The organism is Arthrobacter sp. M4, from assembly GCF_020251205.1.
Classification (GTDB): domain Bacteria; phylum Actinomycetota; class Actinomycetes; order Actinomycetales; family Micrococcaceae; genus Arthrobacter.
Genome location: NZ_JAIWYX010000003.1, coordinates 166,617 through 190,621, shown reverse-complemented (window position 1 = coordinate 190,621; position 24,005 = coordinate 166,617). Strand labels below are relative to the sequence as shown.

19 protein-coding genes and 1 pseudogene are annotated in these 24,005 nt (G+C 59.9%); 15 read left to right on the top strand and 5 right to left on the bottom strand.

The annotated features are described in order from the left end of the window. Positions 1–27 precede the first annotated feature (27 nt). Positions 28–312 carry a hypothetical protein gene (locus LD110_RS07340; protein WP_225497860.1) on the bottom strand — a complete coding sequence of 95 codons (285 nt, stop codon included), beginning with the start codon at positions 310–312 and terminating at the stop codon, positions 28–30. Positions 313–1,410: 1,098 nt separating this feature from the next. On the opposite strand from LD110_RS07340, the gene LD110_RS07335 reads away from it, so the two are divergent. Together LD110_RS07335 and LD110_RS07330 are read left to right on the top strand one after the other, a co-directional pair. Next, entirely contained in the window at positions 1,411–2,580 is a 1,170-nt protein-coding gene (locus LD110_RS07335) for an ImmA/IrrE family metallo-endopeptidase (protein ID WP_225497859.1), read from the top strand. 2 nt (positions 2,581–2,582) lie between these two features. Then, positions 2,583–3,095, top strand: coding sequence for a hypothetical protein (locus tag LD110_RS07330; RefSeq protein ID WP_225497858.1), 513 nt, complete (start codon positions 2,583–2,585; stop codon positions 3,093–3,095). Here the strand turns inward: LD110_RS07330 and LD110_RS07325 are convergent. The 3 genes and pseudogenes from LD110_RS07325 to LD110_RS07315 form a co-directional block, all read right to left on the bottom strand. Beyond that, on the bottom strand, positions 3,079–3,948 hold the full coding sequence (locus tag LD110_RS07325) for a DUF6602 domain-containing protein (RefSeq protein WP_225497857.1): 870 nt from the start codon (positions 3,946–3,948) through the stop codon (positions 3,079–3,081). The two genes, LD110_RS07330 and LD110_RS07325, sit on opposite strands and share 17 nt — an antisense overlap. 258 nt (positions 3,949–4,206) lie before the next feature. Further along, a pseudogene (locus tag LD110_RS07320) lies at positions 4,207–4,550 on the bottom strand (recombinase family protein). A 457-nt stretch (positions 4,551–5,007) separates the two neighbouring features. Continuing rightward, the gene (locus LD110_RS07315) at positions 5,008–5,499 is read right to left on the bottom strand and encodes a hypothetical protein (RefSeq protein WP_225497856.1); all 492 of its coding nucleotides are present in this window, start codon (positions 5,497–5,499) and stop codon (positions 5,008–5,010) included. A gap of 481 nt (positions 5,500–5,980) precedes the next feature. On the opposite strand from LD110_RS07315, the gene LD110_RS07310 reads away from it, so the two are divergent. The 6 genes from LD110_RS07310 (at position 5,981) to LD110_RS07285 (ending at position 15,050) form a co-directional block, all read left to right on the top strand. Beyond that, a complete protein-coding gene (locus LD110_RS07310; RefSeq protein ID WP_225497855.1) occupies positions 5,981–6,328 on the top strand; it encodes a hypothetical protein in 348 nt (115 codons plus the stop codon). Then, on the top strand, positions 6,328–8,496 hold the full coding sequence (locus tag LD110_RS07305; protein ID WP_225497854.1) for an N-6 DNA methylase: 2,169 nt from the start codon (positions 6,328–6,330) through the stop codon (positions 8,494–8,496). Before LD110_RS07310 ends, LD110_RS07305 begins: the two co-directional genes overlap by 1 nt. A 211-nt stretch (positions 8,497–8,707) precedes the next feature. Then, positions 8,708–10,300, top strand: a complete 1,593-nt coding sequence (locus LD110_RS07300; protein ID WP_225497853.1) for a class I SAM-dependent DNA methyltransferase — start codon at positions 8,708–8,710, stop codon at positions 10,298–10,300. Further along, the gene (locus LD110_RS07295; protein WP_225497852.1) at positions 10,293–11,465 is read left to right on the top strand and encodes a hypothetical protein; all 1,173 of its coding nucleotides are present in this window, start codon (positions 10,293–10,295) and stop codon (positions 11,463–11,465) included. Before LD110_RS07300 ends, LD110_RS07295 begins: the two co-directional genes overlap by 8 nt. Further along, on the top strand, positions 11,462–14,569 hold the full coding sequence (locus LD110_RS07290) for a type I restriction endonuclease subunit R (RefSeq protein ID WP_225497851.1): 3,108 nt from the start codon (positions 11,462–11,464) through the stop codon (positions 14,567–14,569). The genes LD110_RS07295 and LD110_RS07290 overlap by 4 nt, the downstream gene beginning before the upstream one ends. Positions 14,570–14,750: 181 nt before the next feature. Next, complete coding sequence (locus LD110_RS07285) at positions 14,751–15,050, top strand: hypothetical protein (RefSeq protein WP_225497850.1); 300 nt, start codon at positions 14,751–14,753, stop codon at positions 15,048–15,050. Between the two features lie 970 nt (positions 15,051–16,020). Here the strand turns inward: LD110_RS07285 and LD110_RS07280 are convergent. After that, positions 16,021–17,058 (bottom strand): DUF4192 family protein, encoded by a 1,038-nt coding sequence (locus tag LD110_RS07280; protein ID WP_225497849.1) that lies wholly within the window; start codon positions 17,056–17,058, stop codon positions 16,021–16,023. 487 nt (positions 17,059–17,545) lie between these two features. Here LD110_RS07280 and LD110_RS07275 point away from each other — a divergent pair, with 487 nt between their 5' ends. From LD110_RS07275 to LD110_RS07245, 7 genes are all read left to right on the top strand, one after another. After that, positions 17,546–18,253: a hypothetical protein gene (locus LD110_RS07275; RefSeq protein ID WP_225497848.1), complete on the top strand. Its 708-nt coding sequence runs from the start codon at positions 17,546–17,548 to the stop codon at positions 18,251–18,253. Positions 18,254–18,560: 307 nt separating this feature from the next. Then, positions 18,561–18,917: a hypothetical protein gene (locus LD110_RS07270; RefSeq protein ID WP_225497847.1), complete on the top strand. Its 357-nt coding sequence runs from the start codon at positions 18,561–18,563 to the stop codon at positions 18,915–18,917. Between the two features lie 256 nt (positions 18,918–19,173). Next, a complete protein-coding gene (locus tag LD110_RS07265; protein WP_225497846.1) occupies positions 19,174–20,118 on the top strand; it encodes a hypothetical protein in 945 nt (314 codons plus the stop codon). A gap of 148 nt (positions 20,119–20,266) precedes the next feature. Further along, entirely contained in the window at positions 20,267–20,605 is a 339-nt protein-coding gene (locus tag LD110_RS07260; protein WP_225497845.1) for a hypothetical protein, read from the top strand. A gap of 574 nt (positions 20,606–21,179) precedes the next feature. After that, positions 21,180–22,217, top strand: coding sequence for a LacI family DNA-binding transcriptional regulator (locus LD110_RS07255; protein WP_225497844.1), 1,038 nt, complete (start codon positions 21,180–21,182; stop codon positions 22,215–22,217). Further along, positions 22,217–23,167: a carbohydrate ABC transporter permease gene (locus tag LD110_RS07250; RefSeq protein ID WP_225497843.1), complete on the top strand. Its 951-nt coding sequence runs from the start codon at positions 22,217–22,219 to the stop codon at positions 23,165–23,167. Before LD110_RS07255 ends, LD110_RS07250 begins: the two co-directional genes overlap by 1 nt. Continuing rightward, positions 23,164–24,000: a carbohydrate ABC transporter permease gene (locus LD110_RS07245; protein ID WP_225497842.1), complete on the top strand. Its 837-nt coding sequence runs from the start codon at positions 23,164–23,166 to the stop codon at positions 23,998–24,000. Before LD110_RS07250 ends, LD110_RS07245 begins: the two co-directional genes overlap by 4 nt. The last annotated feature ends 5 nt before the right edge of the window (positions 24,001–24,005 follow it).

The following is a 24,005-nucleotide window of genomic DNA, read 5'->3' as shown; positions in this document are numbered from 1 at the left end:
GCGGGTCGTTAGGGCACTGATGATCCTCTACTTAGGCATCAGCGGAGTAGTTACTGGCCGCCGGCCCTCGGCCTGATAAGAGGCCAGGATGTCCTGGAGGTTCCGCTTGCCGGCTGCTGTGAGCCGTGCCGGTGCCGGTGGTTGCGCACCGTGGTGTGCAGCCCGCAGGCCCAGGTCCTGTTTCGCAGCGATTGCGAGGTGGTAGCGGATAACCGATTGGGCCACTCCGGTCACCGATTTTTGGTCAAGGATGATGTCTGCGACGACCGCGGCGCAAGCTACGGCACGCGTGGTTTCGGTTGAGTTGAGCATGCGTCCTTGGCTGGCTCTAGCGCTCTCATAAGGGACGTCTATGGACAGGGCTCCAATAATTTTGGTGCCCATCGAGTCCACCAGAGGTATCGCGAGGCACTCCGAGTACTTTCGAGCCATACGGCAGAAGTCTTCCTGGCCTAGACCGAATCGCTGGTCTATGGGAACGCTTTTGTAGACAGCCGCTTCGCTGCCGGCCGCCGTATTCAGTTGTTTGGCGTAGTCAGTCCAGTAGGCGTGCTGGAGTTGGCCTGTTTTAGCGGCTGCCCCAATAGCGCCCCGTTCTAAAGTCCACCGAATTTTTGATGGTTGGGGCTCGTCGTTGAGGCGGAAGCGTAGAACTCTTTTTAGAACCTGCCTGACGCCCAACCAAGGGAAACTGCGTTGGAACATAAGCCATGGGAAGGGGCGGCGGGTAACGAACACTGACCCCCCAATCTCCGATACGTCGATGGAAGTGGACGTACTCACGGCTTGAAGGCAGCCAAGAACAGTCTTTTCAAGGCGCTTCCTCTTAGTTTCGATAGCAGGTCGCCGTGCAAGTTGGACAGCCTTCACGACAGATTCTAGGAAGACCGCGGTGCCGGCGGCGACTAGTAGTACAAACTCGAGCTGAGGATCTCCGCCAATGAATTTAACTTCTGTGGCTGATTTCAGGACGACAAGAGCCAGGGCGACCAAGGCAACGACGATTCTCCAGATCAGCCCCAGGACACGTTTCACTCGTCAAGGTTACTTGTATCGAGGTCCCACTCTATTCAAGGGCTCGCGCCTGTGATTCCTCCAATGTCAATAACGACCGTTTCTGACTAGCCAGCGGCTTGCCGCCAAAAAACGTCGAGAAAGCCTCTTATTGTTGGTCAAAACTGGTTTTCGAAATGAAAGCTGGTCAAAACCCAGAGCGGAGACTTTTTGACGTGGCAACATGATTGGTTACGAGAGGGTTAGCACTCAGGGGGACAAGACCGCCGATGCAGGCGCCGCCACAGCGACCCAGCGGCGGCCAGCGGGGTATCGCCGCCAGCAGGACGCCGACTACGGCCGGCAACAAGGCCCACGTAGCCTAGAAAACGTTCAGAAGGGCCTAGGATTGCCAACATGACTGAAGCCACCGTTCAAGGAGATGTTCTTGAGTGGGCACTGGAGGATGCCGGGGTTAACAGGGACGAGATCCTTGCAGCTGTCGGGCTAAGGGGAAGCGCCGCGCAGTCCCTACCCCTTGCCGGGCCGGTCACCCTTGACGAGGAAGCCCTCAAGTACATCGCGAGAGCGACGCGCCGATCGGTCTATTTCTTTGCCCTACCAGCGCCGCCCGAAACAAGCCGGCATTCGGTGGATGCCAATTTCCGGGCTCCCATGTCCAATGCTGGTCAAGCGCGAACTCTCAGCCCCGATGAACGTGCAGCGGTTAGAGACGCGAAGCGACGCCAACAGGCGGCTGAGAAAATAACCAGGGAGCTGGGGCACGACGCCGTTCGGCTCCCTTCCATCCCATCAAATGCAACGCCGGAACGAGCAGCGGCCGTCGTTGCCCGGTGGTTGCAGTGGGGCGACGTTCAGGAACGCCGCCGACATATTACAAGCAAGACTCAGTTGTTCGTGGCAATCAGGGAAGCCTTAGAAGGCCACGGCATCATGACAAATCTGTTACCGGTGGAGGGTGACGCGCTCCGCGGCTTCACCCTCCACCACGATCATGTGCCCCTGGTCTTCGTCAATTCGGCTGTGAAACACCCCGCAGCTCGTTCTTTTACTCTGCTACATGAACTGGCGCATCTGCTACGTGGGGTCGACAAGGCGTGCGACAAACATGATCTGCAGTCCCGCACAAGCGAGGAAGCCTGGTGCAACCGCTTCGCGGCGGCGTTCCTCATGTCCCAGCCGGAGCTCACCTTCTACATGGGGAAATACCTGAAGAAGGGATTTATTCAAGACGATGACATCGACTCCGTTCGACGCATCGCCGGATACTTCTTCTGCAGCTACTACTCTGTCGCCATCCGCCTTAAGCAGCTGGGACTCGCCAGCGCCGGCCTTGTGGATGCGGTTTCGGGCAGTTTCGAGGAGCCCGCACAGGACGGATTCGCCCGCGGAGGCCAGACGCGGGTGCAGAAGCGGCTGTCTGCCTATGGGACTGGAATAGCCAGGCTGTTTGGAGAGGCCCTTCAAAATGCTGCCGTCTCTGAAATTGAAGTCCGGAAGAGCCTCAACCTCAAGTCCCAAAACGAGCTTCGTAATTTCCTCGCACTCGGCCGGGAGGCCGTGTAGAGGTGGCACAGATCTATGTACTCGACAGCTCAGCCCTGCAGACTCTGAATGAGCTAGCAGTCGACGACGACACGCTCACTGAGCAGCTGACAGAACTTCGGGATAAGTCTCGTGTCATCTACTGCGAGGCCGCGAAGAATGAACGGCAGCAGTACGCCAGAGGCGAACCTGTAACGATCTGGGCCGCATCGGGCTGGAGGATCCTCAAGAACGATGCGAAAGTCAACTACAACAGTGTCCAGTCCGTCTGCGTTGACTTCGCCCTGGCTCCCTCTCAGCAGCACATCATGGATATCAACAATGAGGAGACCGACCAGCAGCAAGCTCTCGCGACGGTCGTCCTGGCGCAGCAGCTGGCCTCGACCTACGAGGTTATCGTGGTCTCCAACGAGGAACTGACGCTGGAAGACCGATGCACCGTGCCCGAAGCTTGCGCATTCCTCGGTATCGACAACTGCACAGTGAAGGACTTCCTGGACGCCGCGGGCGTCGTCATTGTCACGAAAGCTCCATAACAGGATCGCTGTCCTTGCCGTAACGAATTCTTTTGCTGCTCACCTTGTCGAGGTAGCGTTCCAACCAAGCGACATCGGCGTATCCTCTTGCGCTGAGGACGTCCAAAACAGCCTTGACGAACAGCAGCATCCCTGCGCCGTGGTCAACCCGAACCTGGTCGCCCATGGGAAGATTTAGGGGCCTCCAGAAGCCCGTCTCTGCGCCCCCCAACTCTGCAACGGGCTTTGAATTACCCTCCCCGGCTTTCGGCGCAAACGGCATGACGATTTCGTAGCCGTCAGCGGAGCTGGGGTCAAGAATCCCAAACAAGGCGGCATCGTTCACCAGGAAAAACTTGGGACGGGCATCTTCTGGTAGTCCATAGAACCATTTCGCAACAGTCTTGGGATGAGAAGTTGCTTCATGCGCGAACACCGCGAAAACGGGGAGGGGATGATCAGGACTGCTCAGCGTTTGGTGCTTTCTGACCTTCTCCACAATGTCCTCTTCGACATCCGTTTTACTCAAGTTCCCCTTGACCTCGATGGCCAGAAGTACTGATTCGACGGGGAAAATCAGTTCATCGGGAGTCTGGCCAAAAAGAATCGGATGCGAGGTGTTGGAAAGGACCAGCGCGTCCATCTGGGCGGAGACTTTTCCGTCTGCGTCTATGACTTCGCCGTTGGAGACCCTGGTAGACGGTGGCAACACCTGTCCAAGAACCTTGATTATCGAGTTCTCGTCGGCTGTACCCCTGGTCCCACTATGGGTAATGAGTCCAGCAATATCCTGTGATTCGGTACGCAGAATATTTGAAACAGCTTTCCAGTACCTCTGAACTGCGGGGGGAGCTGCCGCTTTCGGGGTTGTCATGGTAGGAAGTCTAGAACCCTGCCTTGTCGTATGCCCGCCTCCATGGCCCCCACGGTTTTGTTTTCAACTATCGGTCAGTTGCGGCGTGTTTCGCTCAGGTCACTTCTTTGCTTTCCAAACGCAGGTAGCGGTAGACGGTAGCCCCCGGCTGGCGCCAATGATCTTCCAGATGTCCGCAGGCCTTAGCCCTTGAGCTTTCAGATCGCGGGCACGGTTGACTTTGGCGTGGCTGGCGGTGACTTCCCGTCGCCCGCCCTTTCATCCGTGTTCGGAGGCCGCGGTCATGCCAGCCCTGGTCCGCTCGATTAGCTGATCGCGTTCGAGCTGGGCGATTGCGGAGATGACGGTGAGCATGGCGCGGCCCATCCGCCCCGCTGTGCTGATGCCTTCCGTGACGCTGCGGAAGTGCACGCCCTGGCGTTCCAGATCGTCGATGAGGGCCAGCAGGTGCGGGTGTTGCGTCCAGGGCGGTCTAGCTTCCAGGCCACGACCTCGTCACCCTTACGCAGGTGATCGAGCATCTTGTCCAGCTCAGATCGGCTGGCCTTCGACCCACTCACGCCATGATCAGTGAATATCCGATGACAGCCTGCCGCCTTCAACGCCGCGTGCTGCAGATCCGCGTTCTGATCACCGGTGCTACCCTGGCGTATCCAATGCTCCCCATGCAGACTCCCTCTTGCTCGTCATCAAAGGCAACTTTCCCTTTGTTGAGAAAGGCCCAGCTGAGACACATTGCTGAGACGATCGAGGATGTTTGGAATCGCGGGAAAAACGGGGACTTTCAAAACCGCACACACGATGCTGTTGCCGTCCTGATAACGGATCCATAGATGAGACAGAATGCTGCCGGACGTCCGTAACTTTTTCCTGTGATTCGCAGTAATAGATCTCGTCTGCACAACCACGGAACTCGGGGGAGCGTCTGCAGTCGACTCCTGAAACGACAAATGTGTCACCGGGCTCCCGCAGCATGGTGATCGTCCGGCTTTCTGCGCGCCCGGCGAAAGGAAGAGCGGCCCGCGGATCACCCGGGCCGCTCTTCCTTGTCTCAGTGCGTCAGCTGTCTCGGCTGGCGTCGCGCGCCTGCTTCCACAGTTCCGCCTGCTCGTCAGTCAGCCAGTAGTACACGACGTTTGGGCCTTCCGGGCGGGGTTCCATATTGGCTGCCCACTTGGCGGTGAGCGGCCACGTCTTCGTGTCGTACCTGGCGCGGATGGTGCGGCCGAGGTGGGTCCAAACCATCTTGACTTGGCTGCGAGGTCGTTCAGTTTGCTTGGCGAGCTCGTCGATGCTGAGCCGACGTTCGGGACGATCGACGAGGACGTCCAGGATCTCTCCGATGATCGAAGCGGTCTTCGATCGGTCGTTGGCGAACTGGATGAGCTTCTCGAGGGGCCAGAGCCGGCCGTTGGCTTGCGCCTCGGTGGGGACCAGGCTGCCGCGTTCCGCGAGATCCTGGCGTTCGGATAAGTCAGCGAGGAGCCGGTACACGTCCCCGACGTACTCATTCGGAACCGAGATGAGCGAGAAACCTTCGTTGTCATTCATGATGTGCTCCATACTTCTTGGGGATCATTAGGAGTGTAGTGAAACCATACCAAGTACTGTAGAGTACTGCAAGCACTACAACCACTACAAGCACTACCTCGTCCAGTAGCAGGGTGAGCAACCGACGGGGCATCCTGCCCCGTGAATCTGATCGGAGGATCGGGCTACCGACCCCTTGGGAAGGCGGGCCAGGGGGCAATTGGGGAGCTGATCTGTTTAGTGCCAAGGGCAAAACATCCTGAACATAGTTGTGAACATCAATGTCGAAGCTGTTGCTGAAAACATAAACTCTTGCTTGACAGCCCCCCTGAGGGGGCGTAGTGTTTCTGAAAACATAAACTCTTAGTACGAAATGGGGAATACAATGTTTGGAGATGGTCGATCGGTTCACCTGCTTGATATTGAAAACATGCTGGGCACGGGCGAGATCGAAGTGACAGCTATCAATGCATTCTTGGCCGCCTACAAGGGACAGGTGCCTATGACTAATCACGACTTGGTGATCGTTGGTGTTTCGAGCACCGAAGGGTTGCTGGCGATTGCCTTGTCCGACCTGCGGAACTGCCGGTCGCTCTACAAGCCTGGGAAGGACGGTGCGGACTTGGCCTTGCAAGAGGTACTTGACACCGAAGGACTCGAGTACCGCTTTTCCAAGGTCCATGTGGGGAGTGGAGATGGGGGCTTCGCAACCTCTATTTCCGCCCTTGCCGGACGTGGGGCAGAGGTAGTTGTTGTTGCCCGGTCGGAGTCCCTGGCTAAGCGGTTGCGCCTAGCTGCCCATCGAACAATTGAACTACGCACTGAAATCGCTGGATTGGACGCCGCCTGATGACCGCTCATGTTGCTGAACAACAGCTTATTAACCCCTCAGGGATTGCCCGCCTCGCCGGCGTGGCGCCATCCACAGTCAGCAACTGGCGAATTAGGGATAAGAGCTTCCCGCAACCGGTGAACGAGAACGCCGCCCGGCCACTATTTTCAGTTGCGAAGGTGACCGCGTGGCTGAAGTCCAAAAACATAGAGGTCGTAAATCGTCCTCAAGCCTTCGTCTTGGCGGACACCATTCGCGGCGCTGTTCCAGTGGACAGGTTTGTGGAAGTACTTCTGCCGCTCCTGTGCGCAGAACATTGGGTTCGGCGCTCCGGTACGAGCCTCATTCATATGGTCACAAACAGCAGCCGGAAAATGCATTCTCAAGGAGGGACTTTTGATGTTTCTCCAGTGATTACTGCTGCCGCTCAGGAACTCACCCGTAGCAGTCCACTCGTTAGTTCAGCCATTCGAGGATCACTGGAACTCGTCCGGCAGGCCTGGGGTGACACGCCTAAGTTGGAGCATGTCTGCGCGGTCATTGCCGACATTTCCGATCTGTCCCAAGCAGCTGAGGACATAATCGAGGCAACGGCAAGGAATGCCAAATCACCGCTGAACGTCCACTCCGCCCCCCGTGCCTTTGCGCGCTTCCTTGACGGCATCCTGCCACCAGGCGGAAGGTCCTTCGCTGACCTGGCCTGCGGATTTGGGCGTACTCTGCTGACTGCATCCGAAACCAGACCAGGTGCTCGGCTAGTCGGTAATGACGTCAACAAACCGGCTCTCGAAGCTGCAGCATGCCAGCTCTTCCTCCGGGATTTATCTGCGGACCTGGACATTGCTGACATTCTCCAATCAGAGGACGGTTCGTCCTACGACAGAGTGGTGCTCCATCCGCCCTTCGGGCTCCGGGTTTCGGAAACCCACGCACTAAGGCCATGGTTATTCGGCGCGCCACCGAAGGGTCAGGCTGACCTGCTCTGGCCTCAGGCCGCATTCGAGCAGCTCACCGAAGAAGGGTACGCGGCAGTTGTCCTGCCCACCGCTGCACTTACACGAGGCGGCAAAGCGCGCGAAGTCTGGGCCCGAATGATCGCCAGAGGAGCAATTGAAGCCGTTATTAGCCTTCCTGGAAACAGCCAGCTCAATACAGCGCTGCCTGTCTCGGTGTTGGTTCTCCGTGCACATTCTGAATCTCGTGGAGTCCTAATGATGCGCCTTCCCGATACCCGCGCATTCTCTAATAGGCACACAAACACCACCGAGGAACAGCAATGGGAAGCTTACGCATCGGCGATACAGATCCTGTCCACTTGGCGTGACGGGGGGAGCGGTACAACAAATATGTCGGTTGAGGTTCCTACGGAGAAACTCCTGGCGCCAGATGCCTTACCGACACCACAATCATGGCTTGCTGCACTTTCACCTCTATCCAAGGACCGAGCCGATCAAGTCGCGAAAAAAGTGCAAGAAGATATAGCGGCTTTGGAGAACACCATCCGCGCATGGGAGGCGCCACCTAGTCCGCAAGATCTTTCCCCGCAAGTAGACGCAGTACCCCTCCGGCCCGTTTCAGAACTCATGCTCTGCATTCCACGAGGCAGCTACACGAAGCCGAAAGATTCTGATGCTGCAGACTCGGCCACGACGCACAAGGTCTATACGCTCAGCTCTCTTCGTTCCGGCGAACCCGAAATGTTCCCCGTGCAGACAACACGAAGCACCAAACCGGTGATCGCGGAGCGTGGTGACGTGCTGGTCGCAAACGTGGGACGAAAAATCATCACACTTGTTTGCAGGGACGAAGGAGGGGCGGAGGTTGACCGTAATCTCGGGCTCGTCCGACCACCAAAAAATGCATGGGATGCAGATTTCGTGGCTCAGCAGCTTATGGCCGACCACAATCAGGCCATGCTGTCAGGGGCCACTGTCCAGCGCGTCGATATTCGCCAGCTGTTGGTTCCCGCACTCCCCATAGAGGAGCAAAGGGCCGCCAGCGAGATATTCCGACAGTTCACCCGATTCGCGGAAGAAGCGAAGGCAGCGGCGGAACGGGCTGATCAGTACATGTCGGCCGTGCGCAATGCATTGGCTAGCGGAAGTTTCACTATCGCTACGGCTCCTGACGGCGGCCGCGCTCAAGAGACGACCCAGGAGCAAGCACAGGTAGCGAGTGCTGAATGAGCAGGCCTTTCTCCACCTTCGTAGCTCAGGACAGCAACGGGCTAGGTCGTCACTGGGAATTGGATGCTTGTGACATGCTGTATGCGCGACTGCGACTCGTACGCGTTGCCGCCAACACTTCAAGCACCCAATTTGGTTGCTCATATATATCGGAGGATTTTTTGGTCAACGACCGTCAACGACCTGTTACATCTAGCGGAGGGCGTTCTTGATGACACGTCTTCCGAAAAAGGCCGCTGTCAAGGTCAAGTTGCTCGAACAGCGGCTGTGGGATGCCGCGGACGCCCTCCGGGGAAACCAAGAGCCCTCCGAGTACAAGCATGTCGTTCTCGGTCTCGTCTTCCTCAAGTACATCTCGGACCGTTTCGAGGAGCGTCGCCGCACGATTGAGGTGTCCTTGAGCGACCCGGACTCAGATGACTACATCCCAAACGAGGCTCGCCGCCAGATGTTCCTGGAAGACCGCGACGAGTACGCCAGCCACAACGTCTTCTGGGTGCCCGAGCTGGCACGCTGGGGATACCTGCAGGGCGTAGCCAAGCTGCCCGAAATCGGGCAGCAGATCGACCAGGCGATGGACTTGATCGAGAAGGAGAACCCCACCATCCGGGGCGTGCTGCCGCGTAACTACGGGCGCGAGGGACTCGACAAGGGTCGCCTCGGTCAGCTCGTCGACCTCATCGGCTCGATCGGATTCACCGAGAGCGACGACCACGGCGCTGACGACGTCCTGGGCCGCGTATACGAATACTTTCTCGGCCAGTTCGCGGGCAAAGAGTCCGGAAAGGACGCCGGTGCCTTTTACACGCCCCGGAGCGTGGTCAAGACCCTCGTAGAGATGCTCGAGCCGTTCCACGGCCGTGTGTACGACCCGGCTTGTGGTTCGGGCGGCATGTTCGTCCAGTCCGCGGAGTTCGTGAAGGCGCACGGAGGCAAACGGACTGATATCTCGGTCTACGGGCAGGAGTACACCGACACCACTTGGAAGCTCGCCAAGATGAACCTCGCGCTGCGGGGCATTGAGGCAGACCTCGGCGACCGCTCAGCCGACTCCTTCAGCCAAGACCTCCACCCCGACCTCCGGGCGGACTTCATCCTGGCCAACCCCCCGTTCAACGTCTCGAACTGGTGGAACGCCAAGCTCGCCGATGACCCCCGCTGGAAATACGGCACGCCACCCGAAGGCAACGCCAACTTCGCCTGGGTACAGCACTTCATCCACCACCTCAGCCCGAAGGGCACTGCCGGGTTCGTGCTCGCAAACGGATCCCTGTCCTCCAAGAGCGGCGGTGAGGGCGAGATCCGCCGGAAGCTGGTCGAGGCCAAGCTTGTCGACTGCGTCGTCGCCATGCCGGGCAAGCTCTTCTTCAACACCGGCATTCCAGTCAGCCTGTGGATTGTCTCGAAGGAGCGCCATGGCAACGGGCACCGCGAGCGTCAGGACGAAGTTCTCTTCATTGACGCCCGCAAGCTCGGTGATATGGAGACCCGTCGCCTGCGGGTCCTCGACGACGATCGCGACATCGCGAAAATCGCCGGCGCATACCACGCATGGCGCAACCATGACGGCGGCTACCAAGACGTGCCCGGCTTCGTGAAGGCCGTGAGCTTGGACGAGATCAAGCAGCACGACTTCGTCCTTACGCCCGGCCGCTACGTCGGAACTGAAGAAGCCCAGACCGACGCCGAACCGATCCACGACAAGATTGAACGGCTCACAAAGGAGCTGTACGCCGAGTTCGAACAGGGGAACGGGCTGGAAGATGAGATCCGAGCCGGGATGAAGGCCTTGGGTTTTGAGTGACATGCCTGTCCTAGACGACTATGTGAAGCTCGTTCGCGGAAAGACCTACAAGGGGGCCCTTGTTGGGGCGCCAGGTCCAGCTCTGCTTGGACTAGGCTCCATCGTTCCAGGTGGCGGCTTCAGGGGTGACTTCAAGACATATGGCGGCGAGTGCCCATCTGAGCTGATGCTGGAGCCCGGCGACCTGTTCGTCTCTCTCAAGGGAGCGACCAAGGACGGCGAGATGATCGGCTCAGTCGCTCGCCTCCCACAGTCCGTGCCTTCGGGCCGACTGACTCAGGACACGGTCCGACTTGTCTTTCGAGAGCGAGATCCGGCGTTCGAGCGTTATATCTACTGGCTGTTGCGGACGCCGGCCTACCGTTCCTATTGTGCCGGGCGGGCTACAGGAAGCGCAGTGGTTGCCCTTAGCCGGGCCGACTTCCTCTCATATCCTGTTCCTCCCCTAACTAGCGTGCGAGAACTCATAGTCGGAGTTCTCGAACGTCTGGAAGACAAGATCGAGTCGAACGAGCGTCTGATCCGCCTCATTCCTCAGCTGATCCGCGCCAAGGTCAATGCACTACTTGAAGTAGAGTCGGAACCTGTCCCAGCCTCCAGCCTGGCTAGGTTCGTTAACGGAGGTGCCTACACCAAAGGCGCAACGGGTGCTGGGCGTATGGTCGTTCGGATCGCTGACCTGAACTCCGGACCCGGGCCATCGACTGTCTATACCGACCTCGACGTTCCAGAAGACAAGACTGTTCGCCCAGGAGACATCCTAATGTCGTGGTCAGGTTCGCTCGGCGTTTATCGATGGGCCCGAGACGAGGCGATTGTCAATCAGCACATTTTCAAAGTGATCCCGCGTGGTTACCCTGCCTGGCTTGTCTTTGATCGTGTGGAAGCCGTGATCGAGATCTTCCAACGGATCGCGAAGGACAAGGCGACGACCATGGGGCATATCCAGCGCGGTCATTTGGACTCGACACTTGTTGACCTACCTTGCAGTCACGTCATTGGACAACTCGATGAGGATCTCAGACCGCTCTGGCAGCGCCTCCTGGTCGCGGAGCAGGAAGTGCTGAAGCTCGTGTCACTTCGGGATGTTCTCCTGCCCGAGTTACTCTCCGGGCATATCCGCTTGGCAGAATCCGAGCGGGAACTGGCGGAGGCCTTCGCATGACCGCCGTGAACGAATCAATGGTGGAGCTCGGGGCACTCCAGTACCTCCGGGAGCTGGGCTACGCCACTTCTTTCGGCCCGGACATCGCGCCCGGGACGACTGGGGCGGAACGTACGTCGTACCAGCAGGTGTACCTGTTCAATCGGCTCCGGGCTTCAGCTGTTCGGATCAATCCCGGCCTCGACGAGTCTCTGGTTGATGAGGCGATCAAGCGCCTTGACCGTGCAGAGTCTCAGAACCCGGTCGCGGAGAACTTCCGCGTCCACACGCTACTGACCGCGGGGGTTCCGGTTGAGCATCGCGGCTCTGATGGTGCCATCCGCACAACCCGCGTCCGCCTCATCGACTTCGATGACCCGGCGGGAAACGACTGGCTCGCCGTTAACCAGTTCACGATTATCGAGAACGGCAAGAACCGCCGTCCGGATGTGGTCGTGTTCCTCAACGGCATTCCGCTCGGCCTGCTGGAGCTGAAGAACCTCGCTGACGAGCATGCCACGCTTAAGGGGGCCTGGAACCAGGTCCAGACCTACCGTCATGACATCCCCTCGGTGTTCACACCGAACGCGGTGACGGTCATCAGCGATGGCCTCAGCGCCGCCATGTCGTCCTTCACAGGTAGTTTTGAGCACTATGCCCCCTGGAAGACGATTGACGGCCCTCAAGTCGTGGCGAGCTTGCCCGCGATCGAGGTGTTGGTCAAGGGAGTTTTCGGCCAGGGGCGTTTTCTCGACCTCCTGCGGAACTTCATTGTCTTCAGCGACGAGTCCCAAGGGCTGGTGAAACGTGTCGCAAAGTACCACCAGTACTGGGCTGTCAACGCAGCGGTCGAATCCACCATAGAGGCAGCCGGCCCGGATGGTGACCGCCGAGGTGGCGTCGTGTGGCATACCCAGGGCAGCGGCAAGTCGATTGAGATGCTGCTCTACGCGGCAAAGAGTATGCGCGATCCTCGGATGGGCAACCCGACCCTGGTGTTCATCACCGACCGCAACGATCTCGACGATCAGCTCTTCGGCGAGGTGTTCGCGCCGGCCGAGATTCTGCCGGAAAAGCCCGTCCAGGCCGACTCCAGAACGGATCTTCGCAGCCTGCTCCGCCGCGCATCGGGCGGCATCATCTTCACCACGCTCCAGAAGTTCGCCCCCGAAGCCGGCGGTGACGCCAACCCGGTACTGACCGACCGCCGAAACGTCGTCGTGGTCGCCGACGAGGCCCACCGCTCCCAGTACGGATTCCGCGAGTCACTCGACGATCGGACCGGACAGTTGAAGGCGGGACTCGCCAAGCACATGCGCGATGCCTTGCCCAACGCCACCTACCTTGGTTTCACCGGTACCCCGATCGAGTCGAACGACAAGTCGACCCGCGCGGTGTTCGGGAACGATATCGACGTCTACGACCTCACCCGTGCTGTCGAGGACGGCGCGACCGTACGGATTTTCTACGAGTCCCGGCTTGCGAAGGTGTCCCTCGACGCCGACGTGCATGCCGCGATCGACGAGCTCGCCGACGAAATCACTGAGACGGCCGAGGAAGACGAGGCCACGCGCGCCAAGTCCAAGTGGGCACGTTTAGAGGCTATCGTGGGCGCCAATGACCGTCTCGATCTGATCGCTGGCGATATCGTCGACCACTGGGAGAAGCGCCGCACCGAGCTGTTCGGCAAGGCCATGATCGTCGCGATGTCCCGGCGCATCGCCGTCGAGCTCTACGACAAGATCGTCAAGCTCAAGCCGGAGTGGCACAGCGACGACTCGACGACGGGCAAGATCAAGGTGATCATTACCGGCTCCGCCGCGGATCCGGCCGAATACCAGCGGCACATCTACGACAAGAAGACCCGAAAAGATCTGAAGCTGCGGGCCAAGGACCCGAACGACCCCCTCGAGATCGTCATCGTCCGCGACATGTGGCTCACCGGCTTCGACGCACCGGCGATGCACACCATGTACATCGACAAGCCGATGCAGGGCGCCGGCCTCATGCAGGCCATCGCCCGGGTCAACCGCACCTTCCGCGACAAGCCGGGCGGACTGATCGTCGACTACATCGGCGTTGCAAGCAACCTGCGCAAGGCACTGGCAGAGTACTCCCCAAGCGACCGGGACCAGGCAGGGGTACCGATCGAAGAGATCGTCTCCGCGATGCTAGAGAAGCACGACATCGTGCGCGGACTCCTCCACGCCTGCACCTACGACTCTTCACCGCTCCTGGATCCCGCCGCCCGTCTCGCACAGCACGCGCTTGTCCTCGACTTCGTGATGGCAGACCCGGACCGTATCGCCCGCTTCCTCGATCAGGTGCTCGCTTTGGCCAAAGCCTTCGCACTCTGCGGCGCCCGGGACGAGGCAGCTGCAATTCGCGATGACGTGCGCATGTTCACCGACGTCCGCGCAGCCATCCTGAAGATCCAGAACCCCGACTCGGGGCGGGCAGGCAGCGGTGCCGTTGAGATCGACACAGCAATCGGGCAGCTCGTCAACGAAGCCATCGCCGCCGACGAGGTCGTCGACATCTACAAGCTCGCGGGCATCGAAACACCCGAGCTGTCGATCCTCTCAGATGAGTTCCTCGACAGCCTAGCGGGCAAGGAAAAGCCCAACCTCCAGATGGGCCTCCTCCGTCGGCTGATCAACGACCAGATCCGCACCGTCCAGCGCACCAACATCGTCCAGGCGCGGAAGTTCTCCGAACGGCTCGACGAGGCAATCAACCGGTACACCAACCGCGCGCTGACAACGGCCGAAATCGTCGCCGAACTCGTAAAGCTTGCCAAGGACCTGCGCCACCAGAATGACCGGCACAACGGGCTTGGTCTCTCTGTGGCTGAGGCGGCTTTCTACGACGCCATAGTGCAGAACGACGTAGCTGTCCTGCAGATGGGCGACGACACCCTCAAGAAGATTGCCGTGGATCTCGTGTACGCCGTCCAGCAGAGTGCCACGATTGACTGGTCACTCAAGCACTCTGTCCGGGCGGCCATGCGTTCCAAGATCCGCCGGCTACTCGCGAAATACGACTACCCACCGGACCACGAGGAGAAGGCTATTGAGCTAGTACTCCAACAGGCTGAGCTCTTCGCCGGTAGTGCATCTAACTAAAACCAGGCAGGATCAAGCACTGCTTGCGCTGCACCAGAAAGCTCAGTGTCCGCTTCTCCCTGCCGGAGCCAGGTTTCTCTCCAGCGCAGCATCCGATCTGCCCGGGAGGAATGTATGCGTCGTTTCCCTCGTCCTGGGATGCCTGCAGAGCGGCTATCTCCGGAAGCGACAGGTACGTATAGTGATCGGTCTCACGCAGCTTGAGAAGTCGTTCCCGCATTGCTGGACCAGCGGCGAGCCAGAGAGCATCCCGCTCACGAAGCAGGTATTGCAACTCGATCCACCAGATCTTTACGAACCGGGTCCTGGGCCGCTGCTTAGCGGCACTTTCTGGTGGCAATCCAACCCCACGGTCCGTTCTGTGGATGATGCGCGTCAGTTCCTCAAATGGGTACAAGTAATTCGTGAGCTCACCACCAGCGTCATCCGAGAGACTGCATCCACCTTCCGCATGGCCGGGGCAGAGCGGAAACCAGATTAGGCGATTTCGTGGTTCGCCTGTATTCGCTCCTTGAGCAGCCCGATGTCTTGAGAAACAACAGCTTTTCGAGACGACCCTCCAGGCTTCGCTTTAGACCGGCAGCTTTGGTGGCAGTCCTGGATTCTCTGCGTCTCGTAAAGGTGTCTCACCACTATTTGTCTCGTTCGGAATGCATCTGGGACTTTTCGAGTCAGAATTGCCTAGTTGTAACTGAAATGAGCCGTCAATTCGTTTGACGCTTAGGGCACGGTCTGCCAGATGGTGTAGTCGGTTGCTTCCGTTCCCCATGGCCATTGACACGTGCTCGTTGGTTTTGGTGCTCGTTCTGGTAGGGGACCACCCGCTGGGTGAGGGGCCGGAGTGCAACTTGGGGGACCGGTTCGGTCAAAAAACTTCCGTTGGGAAACAAGGGACGAAGGAGTCCCGGCCGAGCGAAGTTATTGACCGAACCGGCGCGGTAGCGCCCTGGTTGCACGGAGGACCCGCCCAGCGATAATCGGGCTATCAGAATGACAAGCAACCGTGCGTCATCGCCAAACTGTGGCCAGCGGAAGCGTTCTGCCTGAACAGGGTGGAGCCAGGCACGCCCAGTGACGTACCAATGTGGGGCGGGTTCAAGAATCGTCACCGGCTTCGATATCTCCGGGCTCGAAGCTTATCCGGGCTGCGAGCAGTTAAGTACGGCGGAGCCAGACGGCTCGCTCCATTTCCAACCGACTCACCATTAACTCACCAGAATCAGCGGCAACGAGCGACTATTTGGCAGTTGTCATTACTTCCAAGAACCGCGAAATCTAGGGCTAAAACGCCCATATCTGGATAGTCTCCAGAAGCTAGAGCCTAAACAGGGGTTTCCAGTCGGGCCAAGCACAATAGAAACGAGGCACATGTTGAACGTCTAGGGCCTGCTGGCTTGATGATCGAGCCTCGCATTCGTAAACAACTCCGCTCTCGATTGCAGCTCTGATTGTCAGGGCATGCCGAGTCCGTGTTGTGGGTGGGCTTTGTTTTTGTCGGTGCTCCAGCCGGCGACGATGCCGGAGCCGACCATTTGGTCGCTGAGGCGTGCGAGGTGGTAGTTGGGGTCGGCTTCGAGGGCGAGTTGGAGGAATTGGTGGGCTTTGCTGCCTCTGCCTTCCCACCAGTTGATGTAGCCGATGGCGGTGAGGATGGGGGCGGCATGTTGTTGGCTGGTTCGGGTGTAGGCGTGGATGAGGAGTTGTTGGGCCCATTCGATGCGTGACCAGTGGGGTGTTCCGTTGGTTTGGGCGAAGAGGATTCTGTCAATGGGTTCGTCCAGGCCTGGGATGTCGGCGATGAGGCGGTCGCGGATGGCGGCGTAGTGGAAGTTGGCGATCAGGGCGATGGTGTCTTCTTCGCTGGGGTAGGTTGTGGCGTCGAGCATTTCTGACCAGAGTTTGCGGCCTTGACTGATCGCGGTGTCGGCATTGAGTTTGCGGATGGCGTTGATGTGTTCGTTGACGCCGTCGGCGTTGGCTGCCTGCTTGGTCGGTGCGGGCAGGGTGATGCGGTCGGTGGGTGCGATGGCGCTGCCGCGGTAGATGTATTCGGCGTTGAGAGCACTGGTTTGGGTAGCGGTCAGCGGGATCGGCGGGAGCTCAGCGGAGCCGCCGTCGTACTGAGTGAAGGTGTCGTTGCCGACGAGAAGTCCGTCTTTGATGGTGAGGCCGCGTTCAGCTATGACGCCGGTGAGTGCGGCGATGGTGCGGGCCTGGGGTTTTGGCTGGCCGGGGTTCCATGGTGTTGCGGTGTAGACGGCGAAGAGGATGCTGGTGGCGTGTTCGTCTTTGGCTAGGTAGTGGGCGACGGTTTGGGCGTACGGGAGCCGCTCGCGCTCGGTTTTGGGCAGGTCGATGCGGAGCGTGGCTCCGATGCGTTGGTTCTGGTTGAGGGTGATGCAGACCAGGCTTTCGCGGGGCCAGAAGCCGAGGGTGTGGCCTATGAAGGCGAGCACGTCGGCGGGGGATTTGATGGTCAGCGGTTCCATTTTCGGTTCTCTCCTCTTTGGTACTCGTGAACTGTGGCCGTTGATTCTGGGCGTCGTTCTGGTAGAGGATCAACCGCTGGGTTGAGGGCCTGAAGTGCAACTTGGGGGACCGGGCACGGTTCCAAAGTTTGTGAGGAAGGAAGCGACGGAGGAGCGCCGAACAAAGTTTGTGATGAGTGTCCGGCGCGGTAGCGCCCTGGTTGCGCGGAGGGCCCGCCCAGCGATGATGCGGGTATCAGAATGACAAGCAGCGATAATTTCGCTGGTTCATAGCTATGTGTTGCCCAGACTGCATGACGGGAGGTTCAAATCGGGACAAGAATTGTCCGGCGATCGGAAATCCGTCTAATCAGACTCCGAATCCGACGTTTTCGTTGTTGATGCCAGATGCGCAGATGCGGGGCACCCGACGATGGGGATGCCTTAGCGTAAGTCTTCGCCAACAGGCATCAGTGTGAGCGTGACGGCGATCCCGACGAACTGCGGCATGAAAAGTGAGGAAGGAACCTGGCTGACCTGTGACTACCACCGAGGACGGCGGATCCGAACGGTGCTGAGGGCGTTCCAGGAAGCCTCTGGCGGGTTGGAGCACGGAATCCTTGCCCGTCTGGCAGGACGACGGATCAATCAAGCGACGAAGAGTCAGCCTAACGTGCCCTACAGCGACGGCGAATGGCGACGGCTGGAGACTGCATGCATCGAGTGGATCGCCGCATCCCACCAGGCACACCGGGCAAGCTTGGCGGCGGCCTCTCGCGGAACCGATCCTTTAGTCAGCGGAGTCACAGCAGACAACCTGGCGTGGCATTGGCTTCATTCCGGGCCTATCGCTGCCCGGACGGCCACCGGGCAACTCGACGCGGAGCAAAGCGGTGTCGACCCCGCGCAGATCGCGCAGCCTCAGGGCGCGCTGTTCCCGGACACGGACACGGCGTTGGCCTATCTCACCCTCTTCGGGATGCGCACCGGGATCGTGCCTGACGGCATCGACGGCCTCAAACTCGAGAACATCACCCGCACGTCGAGAAGCACGATTCTGCTCCCCTACCGCAAGGGACGCACCGGGAACGAGGCGCTCAACCTGCCCCGGGATCGATGCCGTGCGGCTGCTGGACCGGTGGCTGGAACACCCGGCGCCCTTAGGCAAGCACGCGGGGGACCTATCCGGACACCTGTGGCTTCACCTCGGCCCTGACCGCGGCGGCCAGAGGACCCGCCGGACCAAGATCTACGCCGCCCCGCGCGAACAGGCCCGACGCCGACGATGGATTGCATCATCCGGTCTGCTTGGCGACCACGGAGAGCCGCTCCCGCTCCACGGCGGGCGGATCCGGGCTACCTACCATTAGCGGCGTGACCGTAGCGCGTGGACCGGGCGCGCAACGATCGACCCCAACCACAGTGCCAGAGTCGAAGGCGACCACTATCTCAGTTCCCACACTCCCGCCCAACTGGACGCCCTAGACGGCATCATCGAACAGGCGCACGCAGACATCCGCCGCATGTCCGGCCCACCGGTCATCACCGGCGCCGAGGATACTGCGACCTTCGCCACGGCGTTCCCTGATCTGGTCGGCCAAGCGGGCCTGGACACGGAAGTCATCCACGCACTCCTCTCCGGTGAGCAGGACGTTTTCGTCGCCGCCTGCGCGAGTCCCCTGGACAGCCCGCTCGCACCCGCAGGCACCCTATGTCCGGCCCGCCCATGGGTGTGCCTGCTATATCCGCGCGCGGCATTCGCGCCACGCCACCTGCCCAACCTGCTCCGGCTCAAGGAATACTTCACCCGGCGGGCCACGCATATGACCGCCGCCCAATTCCTGCAGGTCTTCGGCCCCCCATTCCATCCGGCTGGATGAGGACATATCCTGCCCCGCTTCGGCAACGCTGCCATCGACGCAGCTGCCAGCCAGGTCGCCGAGCCTGACCCGTTCCTGCCCTTGCATCCTGAGGAATCCCCATGACCACCAGTCCTGTCGCCGTCCCTGGCCCGGCCCGGCGGCATTCGTTCCACGCGATGCCGGTGATCGAGACCGCGGGCCTGCGACGCGAGCCCGGTAGCCCCCGACCCGTCTTCGACGAGGACATCTGGGATCTCACCGGCCTGGCCGACGCATGGGTACGCACCGCAAGATCCTGGACTTCACGACGATCAAGAACCCGCGATGGCGGCAGGTGGCCCGCGAGTACCTGATGGCCCGTCTGGCTCCCCTGCACCCGGACGTGGCCACCCTCCCGCAGGCGTTCCGTGCACCGATGAACCCGAGCTCGCTCTGGAATGAACTCAAACGCCTCACGCTGTGGTTCAATCACCTCACCGCGGCCGGTGTGTCGACGCTGGAGCAGGTCCGCCAGCACCACTGCGACGAGTACCTGGCCGTATCGCGAAGCATCACAGACCCTGACCGGCTGCTCTCGCCTGCCACCACGGCATCGATGGCGCGCGCTCCGCAGTTCCTCGCCCTTTATACCGAGATCCTTACCAATCGCTACCGGCCCGGTTTCACCCCATGGTCCGGTCACAGCTCGGACGAGGTCGCCGGGTATGTGCGCGGCGGCGAAAACCGCGTACCGCCGGTCCCTGACACGTTGCTGCGGCCTCTGCTGGCCGGCTGCCTCTATTTGGTGGAAAGGATCGCTCCGCTGCTGGCGGAGGAAGCAGCTCGGGGCAAGGCAGCCGACCAGCGCGACGCCGCCTCGCGACGAGGCCTGCCCGTCGTGGAGATCAGCCGTCTGCGCGCAGCCATCGAGCAGCACCGCGAGGCCGGAATCCCCGCCCCGCGGACCCCCACTGCTACCGTCACCCGGAGACCCCAGTATGGATGGGATCCGCGCGATCCGCTCCTGCACCTGGGCTGGACCCGTTCGTCGTCGGGAACGCAGGAGCGATGGGCCATCGCCGGGACCTGGAGTCGCTCCGCCCCGAACTGGAACGCTGGGTCAGACAGTGCGGCCTGCAACACCCCTGGTGCCGCAATGCAGTGCTCGTTCCCCGGCACCGTGACGGCGAACAAGTGCCCTGGACGACTCCGATGGCCCGGCACCAACTCGACTCAATAATCTACGCCGTCACCTCGGCCACCTACATCCTCACTTCAGCGCTGTCCGGCATGCGCGCCTCGGAGCTGGCCGAACTGACCAGCGGATGCCGACGGAAAGTAGAAAGAGCCGGCGGCCGGACTCGGTACCGCAGTTGTAGGCTCCGAATATGGCGGAAACCAAAGGCCGCAAGCGGCTGGAACCACGAATGACGCGTGGCAGCTTGAGATTCATTTTCGGGGCAGTGCTGGTCCAAATCACCTTCAGCGCCATCCTCATGCTGCTGAATCTGGGCATCGTGTCGGGCAGGGAGTGGGAGCCCGTAGGCTTTTTCATCGCGGCTGCGCTCTTCGCAGTCAATGTGATCTTCTTCGGCCACCTGCTCCGCGTTCGCCGCAACGACACACCGTTCTGGAACGAAGAAGAAGCCCGCAGGAAGATTGGGACCGCAGGGGACGGCAATTTTAACCTCTGCAGACAGCTTCGGAAAATGCCGGCTCGTCCTTAATTGCCATGAGACATGAAATCGCGCCGCCCCAGCGCTCGATGTCGACTTACCGCTGGCGTCGAATGACACGACCCTGGGTGGACACGTCTCATGCTCAAACTATCGGGCGTATCCGAGATGTGAACCGCAGCGGTAAATGTCGCAGTTTCCGCGTCGGTTAGTGTCCGATGAGCAGCGCTTCTTGGGCGGCGTCGACGACCTCAGTAGCGAGCTTTCTGGATGAGTTCTTGGGGTCATAGGGGAGTGGCCAAGATGACACGCCCCACTTACTGGCTTCACCTCCCACTGCTCGCAGCATTCCAGTCGGCCTCTCACAGGCTCTCTGGCGGGGGTGTTCGTGACGGTAGGGCAGTCCAAGGAAAAAGCTCGGTGAGCCTCTAGACAACTGAGGCATACATCACGTATGGTATGAGCAATCTATGAAAGTCCTTGTAAACGTTTCCAAATTTGCCTTGTTGTAAACGTTTCCAACTTCCAGACAGCACATATTCGACTCAAAGAAGTAGGCGTATTTCTGCCCAGCAGTGGAAACGTTTACAAGTCGATTTACACTTCAATCTCAACGGAGAGAAGCATGCAGGAAAAGCCAAACCTCCATCAGGTCGCACGTCTGGCGGGAGTATCCATCGCCTCCGCTTCAAGGGCGCTTACCGGTCAGTCAGCTAGTGCTGAAACGGTACGGAAAGTGCGCTCTGCGGCCAAGCAATTAGGCTATGTGCCGGACGCGACGGCGAGGACTCTACGCTTGGGCGGAACCCGTCAAGTTGTGTTCGCAGTAGATGACATCGGTAACCCTAATTACGTAGCCATGCTGAGGGCGATTGAGCATGAGCTGGGCCATCGAGGCATTAGGCTCAGTGTCTCATCCACGGGCCGCGAGATGAAACAAACGCTCGACCTCGTACGAAGTCTGAACGTTGGCGTGGCCGATGGCCTGATCATTTCGCCAATTCGGGTTACCCCGCAACTTCGGCGCGCTCTTGAAGAGTGCGTCGTGCCAGTGGTTGTCATCGGATCGCTGGATAAAGAGGTGGCCATCGACCGGGTACGCGTGAACTCCACCAAAGCCGTGGAAATGGCCGTCGCTCACCTTGTTGAGACGGGCCGCCGGCATATCGCCTTCATTAACGGCCCGCTCGATACCAACCCGGGCGCTGCACGGCAGCTCGGATTCGAGACGGCAGCGTCCCATCACGCGCTGTCGTATTCATCCGGGCACATGATCTGTGCCGACGACTTCACGGCAGCAGCTGGCCTGGCGGCGGGCAACAAGCTCATCAAGAACCTCAAGGGAGCAGGGGAGCCCATCGATGCCATCGTGGCAGCAAACGACCTCATCGGCGTCGGGGCCATCAGTGCATGCGTGGGGGCAGGACTGCAAGTACCCACCGACGTCGCAGTAACCGGCATCGACGACACCGAGATAGCTGCCGTATTCAACCCCCCACTGACGAGCGTGTCACTGAGAGCGGCCAAGCGCGGCCGGCAGGCAGCACAACTGCTGCTGAAGAGATTTGAGGAGCCCTTCCGTGACCCTGAACTGCTGACCGTTGATCCCGTTCTCAAGGTCCGCGCATCCACCCTCCCACCCCAGCCGGAAGGAACCTACTAATGCCGCTGGAATTGAAAGCACGCAGTGAAGCGACAGTGCCTAAGCCAACAGCGCGATCGCGAAAGCAGTCCGCACTCGCCAGGCGTCAGCGCAATGAGGCCGTCGTTTTGGCCGTACCGGCGCTTATTCCGGTCATCATTCTCAGCGTAGTGCCGCTGCTGATCGGGGTATCACTGGCATTCACCGACTCCCAGCTGATCAGCGAATCCGCACCAGGATTCGTCGGCGTCGACAACTTCGCACGGTTGCTGCGAAACGGTGCCTTTTGGAACGCTTTCGGTATCGGAGCCATCTGGTCGGTCTCTGTGACGGCGCTCCAACTGGTCTGTGGACTCGCCTTGGCGCTGCTGCTAAACACAGATCTGAGGTTCCGCGGAGTCACACGGTTGCTGGCCATCATTCCTTGGGCCATGCCGCCGGTGGTCGTCGCAATCATGTGGCAGATGATCTACTCGCCCACAAACGGCCCGCTCAATTGGTTCATCACAAGCCTTGGCGGACCGCGCATCAACTGGTTGGGGGACTTCTCACTCGCGCTACCGGCCGTGATTCTGGTGGGCGTGTGGGCCGGGATGCCGCAGAACACGATCAGCTACCTTGCCGGTCTGCAGCAGGTACCGGTCGAATTGCTGGAGGCGGCGCGCGTCGATGGAGCCGGGGCCTGGTCTCGGTTCGTTCACGTGACACTTCCGGCACTCAAGCCGACCATCATCTCAATCGTTTCGCTGAGCTTCATCTGGAACTTCAACTCATTCGGAATCATCTACGTGCTAACCGCAGGCGGCCCTGGCGGCAAAACACTGCTGCCGATGCTGTTCGTCTACATCGAAGCTTTCAGGAACGGCAACACGGGCATGGCCGCTGCCATGACCGACGTCATAGTGGTCTTCCTGGTCATCGTGCTCTCGGCCTTCCTGCTCCGCAACTTTCGGAAAGGGGTCCAGGCGTGAGGAACCAACCAGTTCTTATACGAACCCTTCAGTACGTCTTTCTTGCGGGCTTCCTGCTCTTTCTCGGGTTCCCCTTCCTTTGGCTAATCTCAACAGCATTCAAGTCACCGGCTGAGCTGAACTCGCTCGCTGTTAATTTGGTACCGCTGCAGCCGACCCTGGACAACTTCACCGCGGCGTTCGAGGCACAGGGGCTGGTGCGGGCAGCGTGGAACAGTGTTTTTGTATCTGTAGTGACGACGGTGATCGTCGTTATCATCTCTGTTCCCGGCGCCTACGTGCTGGCGCGCTACCGCGGCAAGATCAGGGCTATGGGATCGGGCTGGGTTCTGGTGAGCCAGATCGTCCCGGTCGCGCTCTTCATACTGCCTCTCTTCTTCATCCTCCGGATGGTCGGGCTTGTCGACTCACTGGGCGGTGTCATTGCCGTCTACGTCGTCTACACCCTGCCCTTCTCGCTGTGGATGCTGCAGGGCTACGTGGCGGCAATCCCTGTCGACGTCGAAGAGGCCGGAGCTACCGACGGTGCCACGAAACTGCAGGTACTAACCCGCATCGTTTTCCCGCTCCTGCAGCCCGGGCTTATCGCGACGGCGATCTTCACCTTCGTTGCCGCCTACAACGAGTTCTTCTTCGCTCTTGTTCTGCTGCAATCACCTGAAAACTTCACGCTCTCGGTCTCGTTGAGCACCTTCTCGAACGGGGAGGGCCTTTCCGAGATTGGTCCGCTCGCCGCCGGAGCGCTCATAGCGTCCATCCCAAGCGTGATTTTCTTCGCCATTCTCCAGCGTCGATTGACCGGAGGGCTCCTCGCAGGGGCCGTCAAGGGTTGACGCCG

Bases quoted from the DNA above. Each gene is read 5' to 3' on its own strand.
- LD110_RS07250 (WP_225497843.1), top strand. From the start codon at position 22,217: ATGCCGCTGGAATTGAAAGCACGCAGTGAAGCGACAGTGCCTAAGCCA.
- LD110_RS07270 (WP_225497847.1), top strand. From the start codon at position 18,561: ATGTCCGGCCCACCGGTCATCACCGGCGCCGAGGATACTGCGACCTTC.
- LD110_RS07300 (WP_225497853.1), top strand. From the start codon at position 8,708: ATGACACGTCTTCCGAAAAAGGCCGCTGTCAAGGTCAAGTTGCTCGAA.
- LD110_RS07255 (WP_225497844.1), top strand. From the start codon at position 21,180: ATGCAGGAAAAGCCAAACCTCCATCAGGTCGCACGTCTGGCGGGAGTA.
- LD110_RS07290 (WP_225497851.1), top strand. From the start codon at position 11,462: ATGACCGCCGTGAACGAATCAATGGTGGAGCTCGGGGCACTCCAGTAC.
- LD110_RS07335 (WP_225497859.1), top strand. From the start codon at position 1,411: ATGACTGAAGCCACCGTTCAAGGAGATGTTCTTGAGTGGGCACTGGAG.
- LD110_RS07265 (WP_225497846.1), top strand. From the start codon at position 19,174: ATGGGTACGCACCGCAAGATCCTGGACTTCACGACGATCAAGAACCCG.
- LD110_RS07305 (WP_225497854.1), top strand. From the start codon at position 6,328: ATGACCGCTCATGTTGCTGAACAACAGCTTATTAACCCCTCAGGGATT.
- LD110_RS07260 (WP_225497845.1), top strand. From the start codon at position 20,267: ATGGCGGAAACCAAAGGCCGCAAGCGGCTGGAACCACGAATGACGCGT.
- LD110_RS07325 (WP_225497857.1), bottom strand. From the start codon at position 3,948: ATGACAACCCCGAAAGCGGCAGCTCCCCCCGCAGTTCAGAGGTACTGG.
- LD110_RS07340 (WP_225497860.1), bottom strand. From the start codon at position 312: ATGCTCAACTCAACCGAAACCACGCGTGCCGTAGCTTGCGCCGCGGTC.
- LD110_RS07275 (WP_225497848.1), top strand. From the start codon at position 17,546: ATGAAAAGTGAGGAAGGAACCTGGCTGACCTGTGACTACCACCGAGGA.
- LD110_RS07310 (WP_225497855.1), top strand. From the start codon at position 5,981: ATGACTAATCACGACTTGGTGATCGTTGGTGTTTCGAGCACCGAAGGG.
- LD110_RS07315 (WP_225497856.1), bottom strand. From the start codon at position 5,499: ATGAATGACAACGAAGGTTTCTCGCTCATCTCGGTTCCGAATGAGTAC.
- LD110_RS07280 (WP_225497849.1), bottom strand. From the start codon at position 17,058: ATGGAACCGCTGACCATCAAATCCCCCGCCGACGTGCTCGCCTTCATA.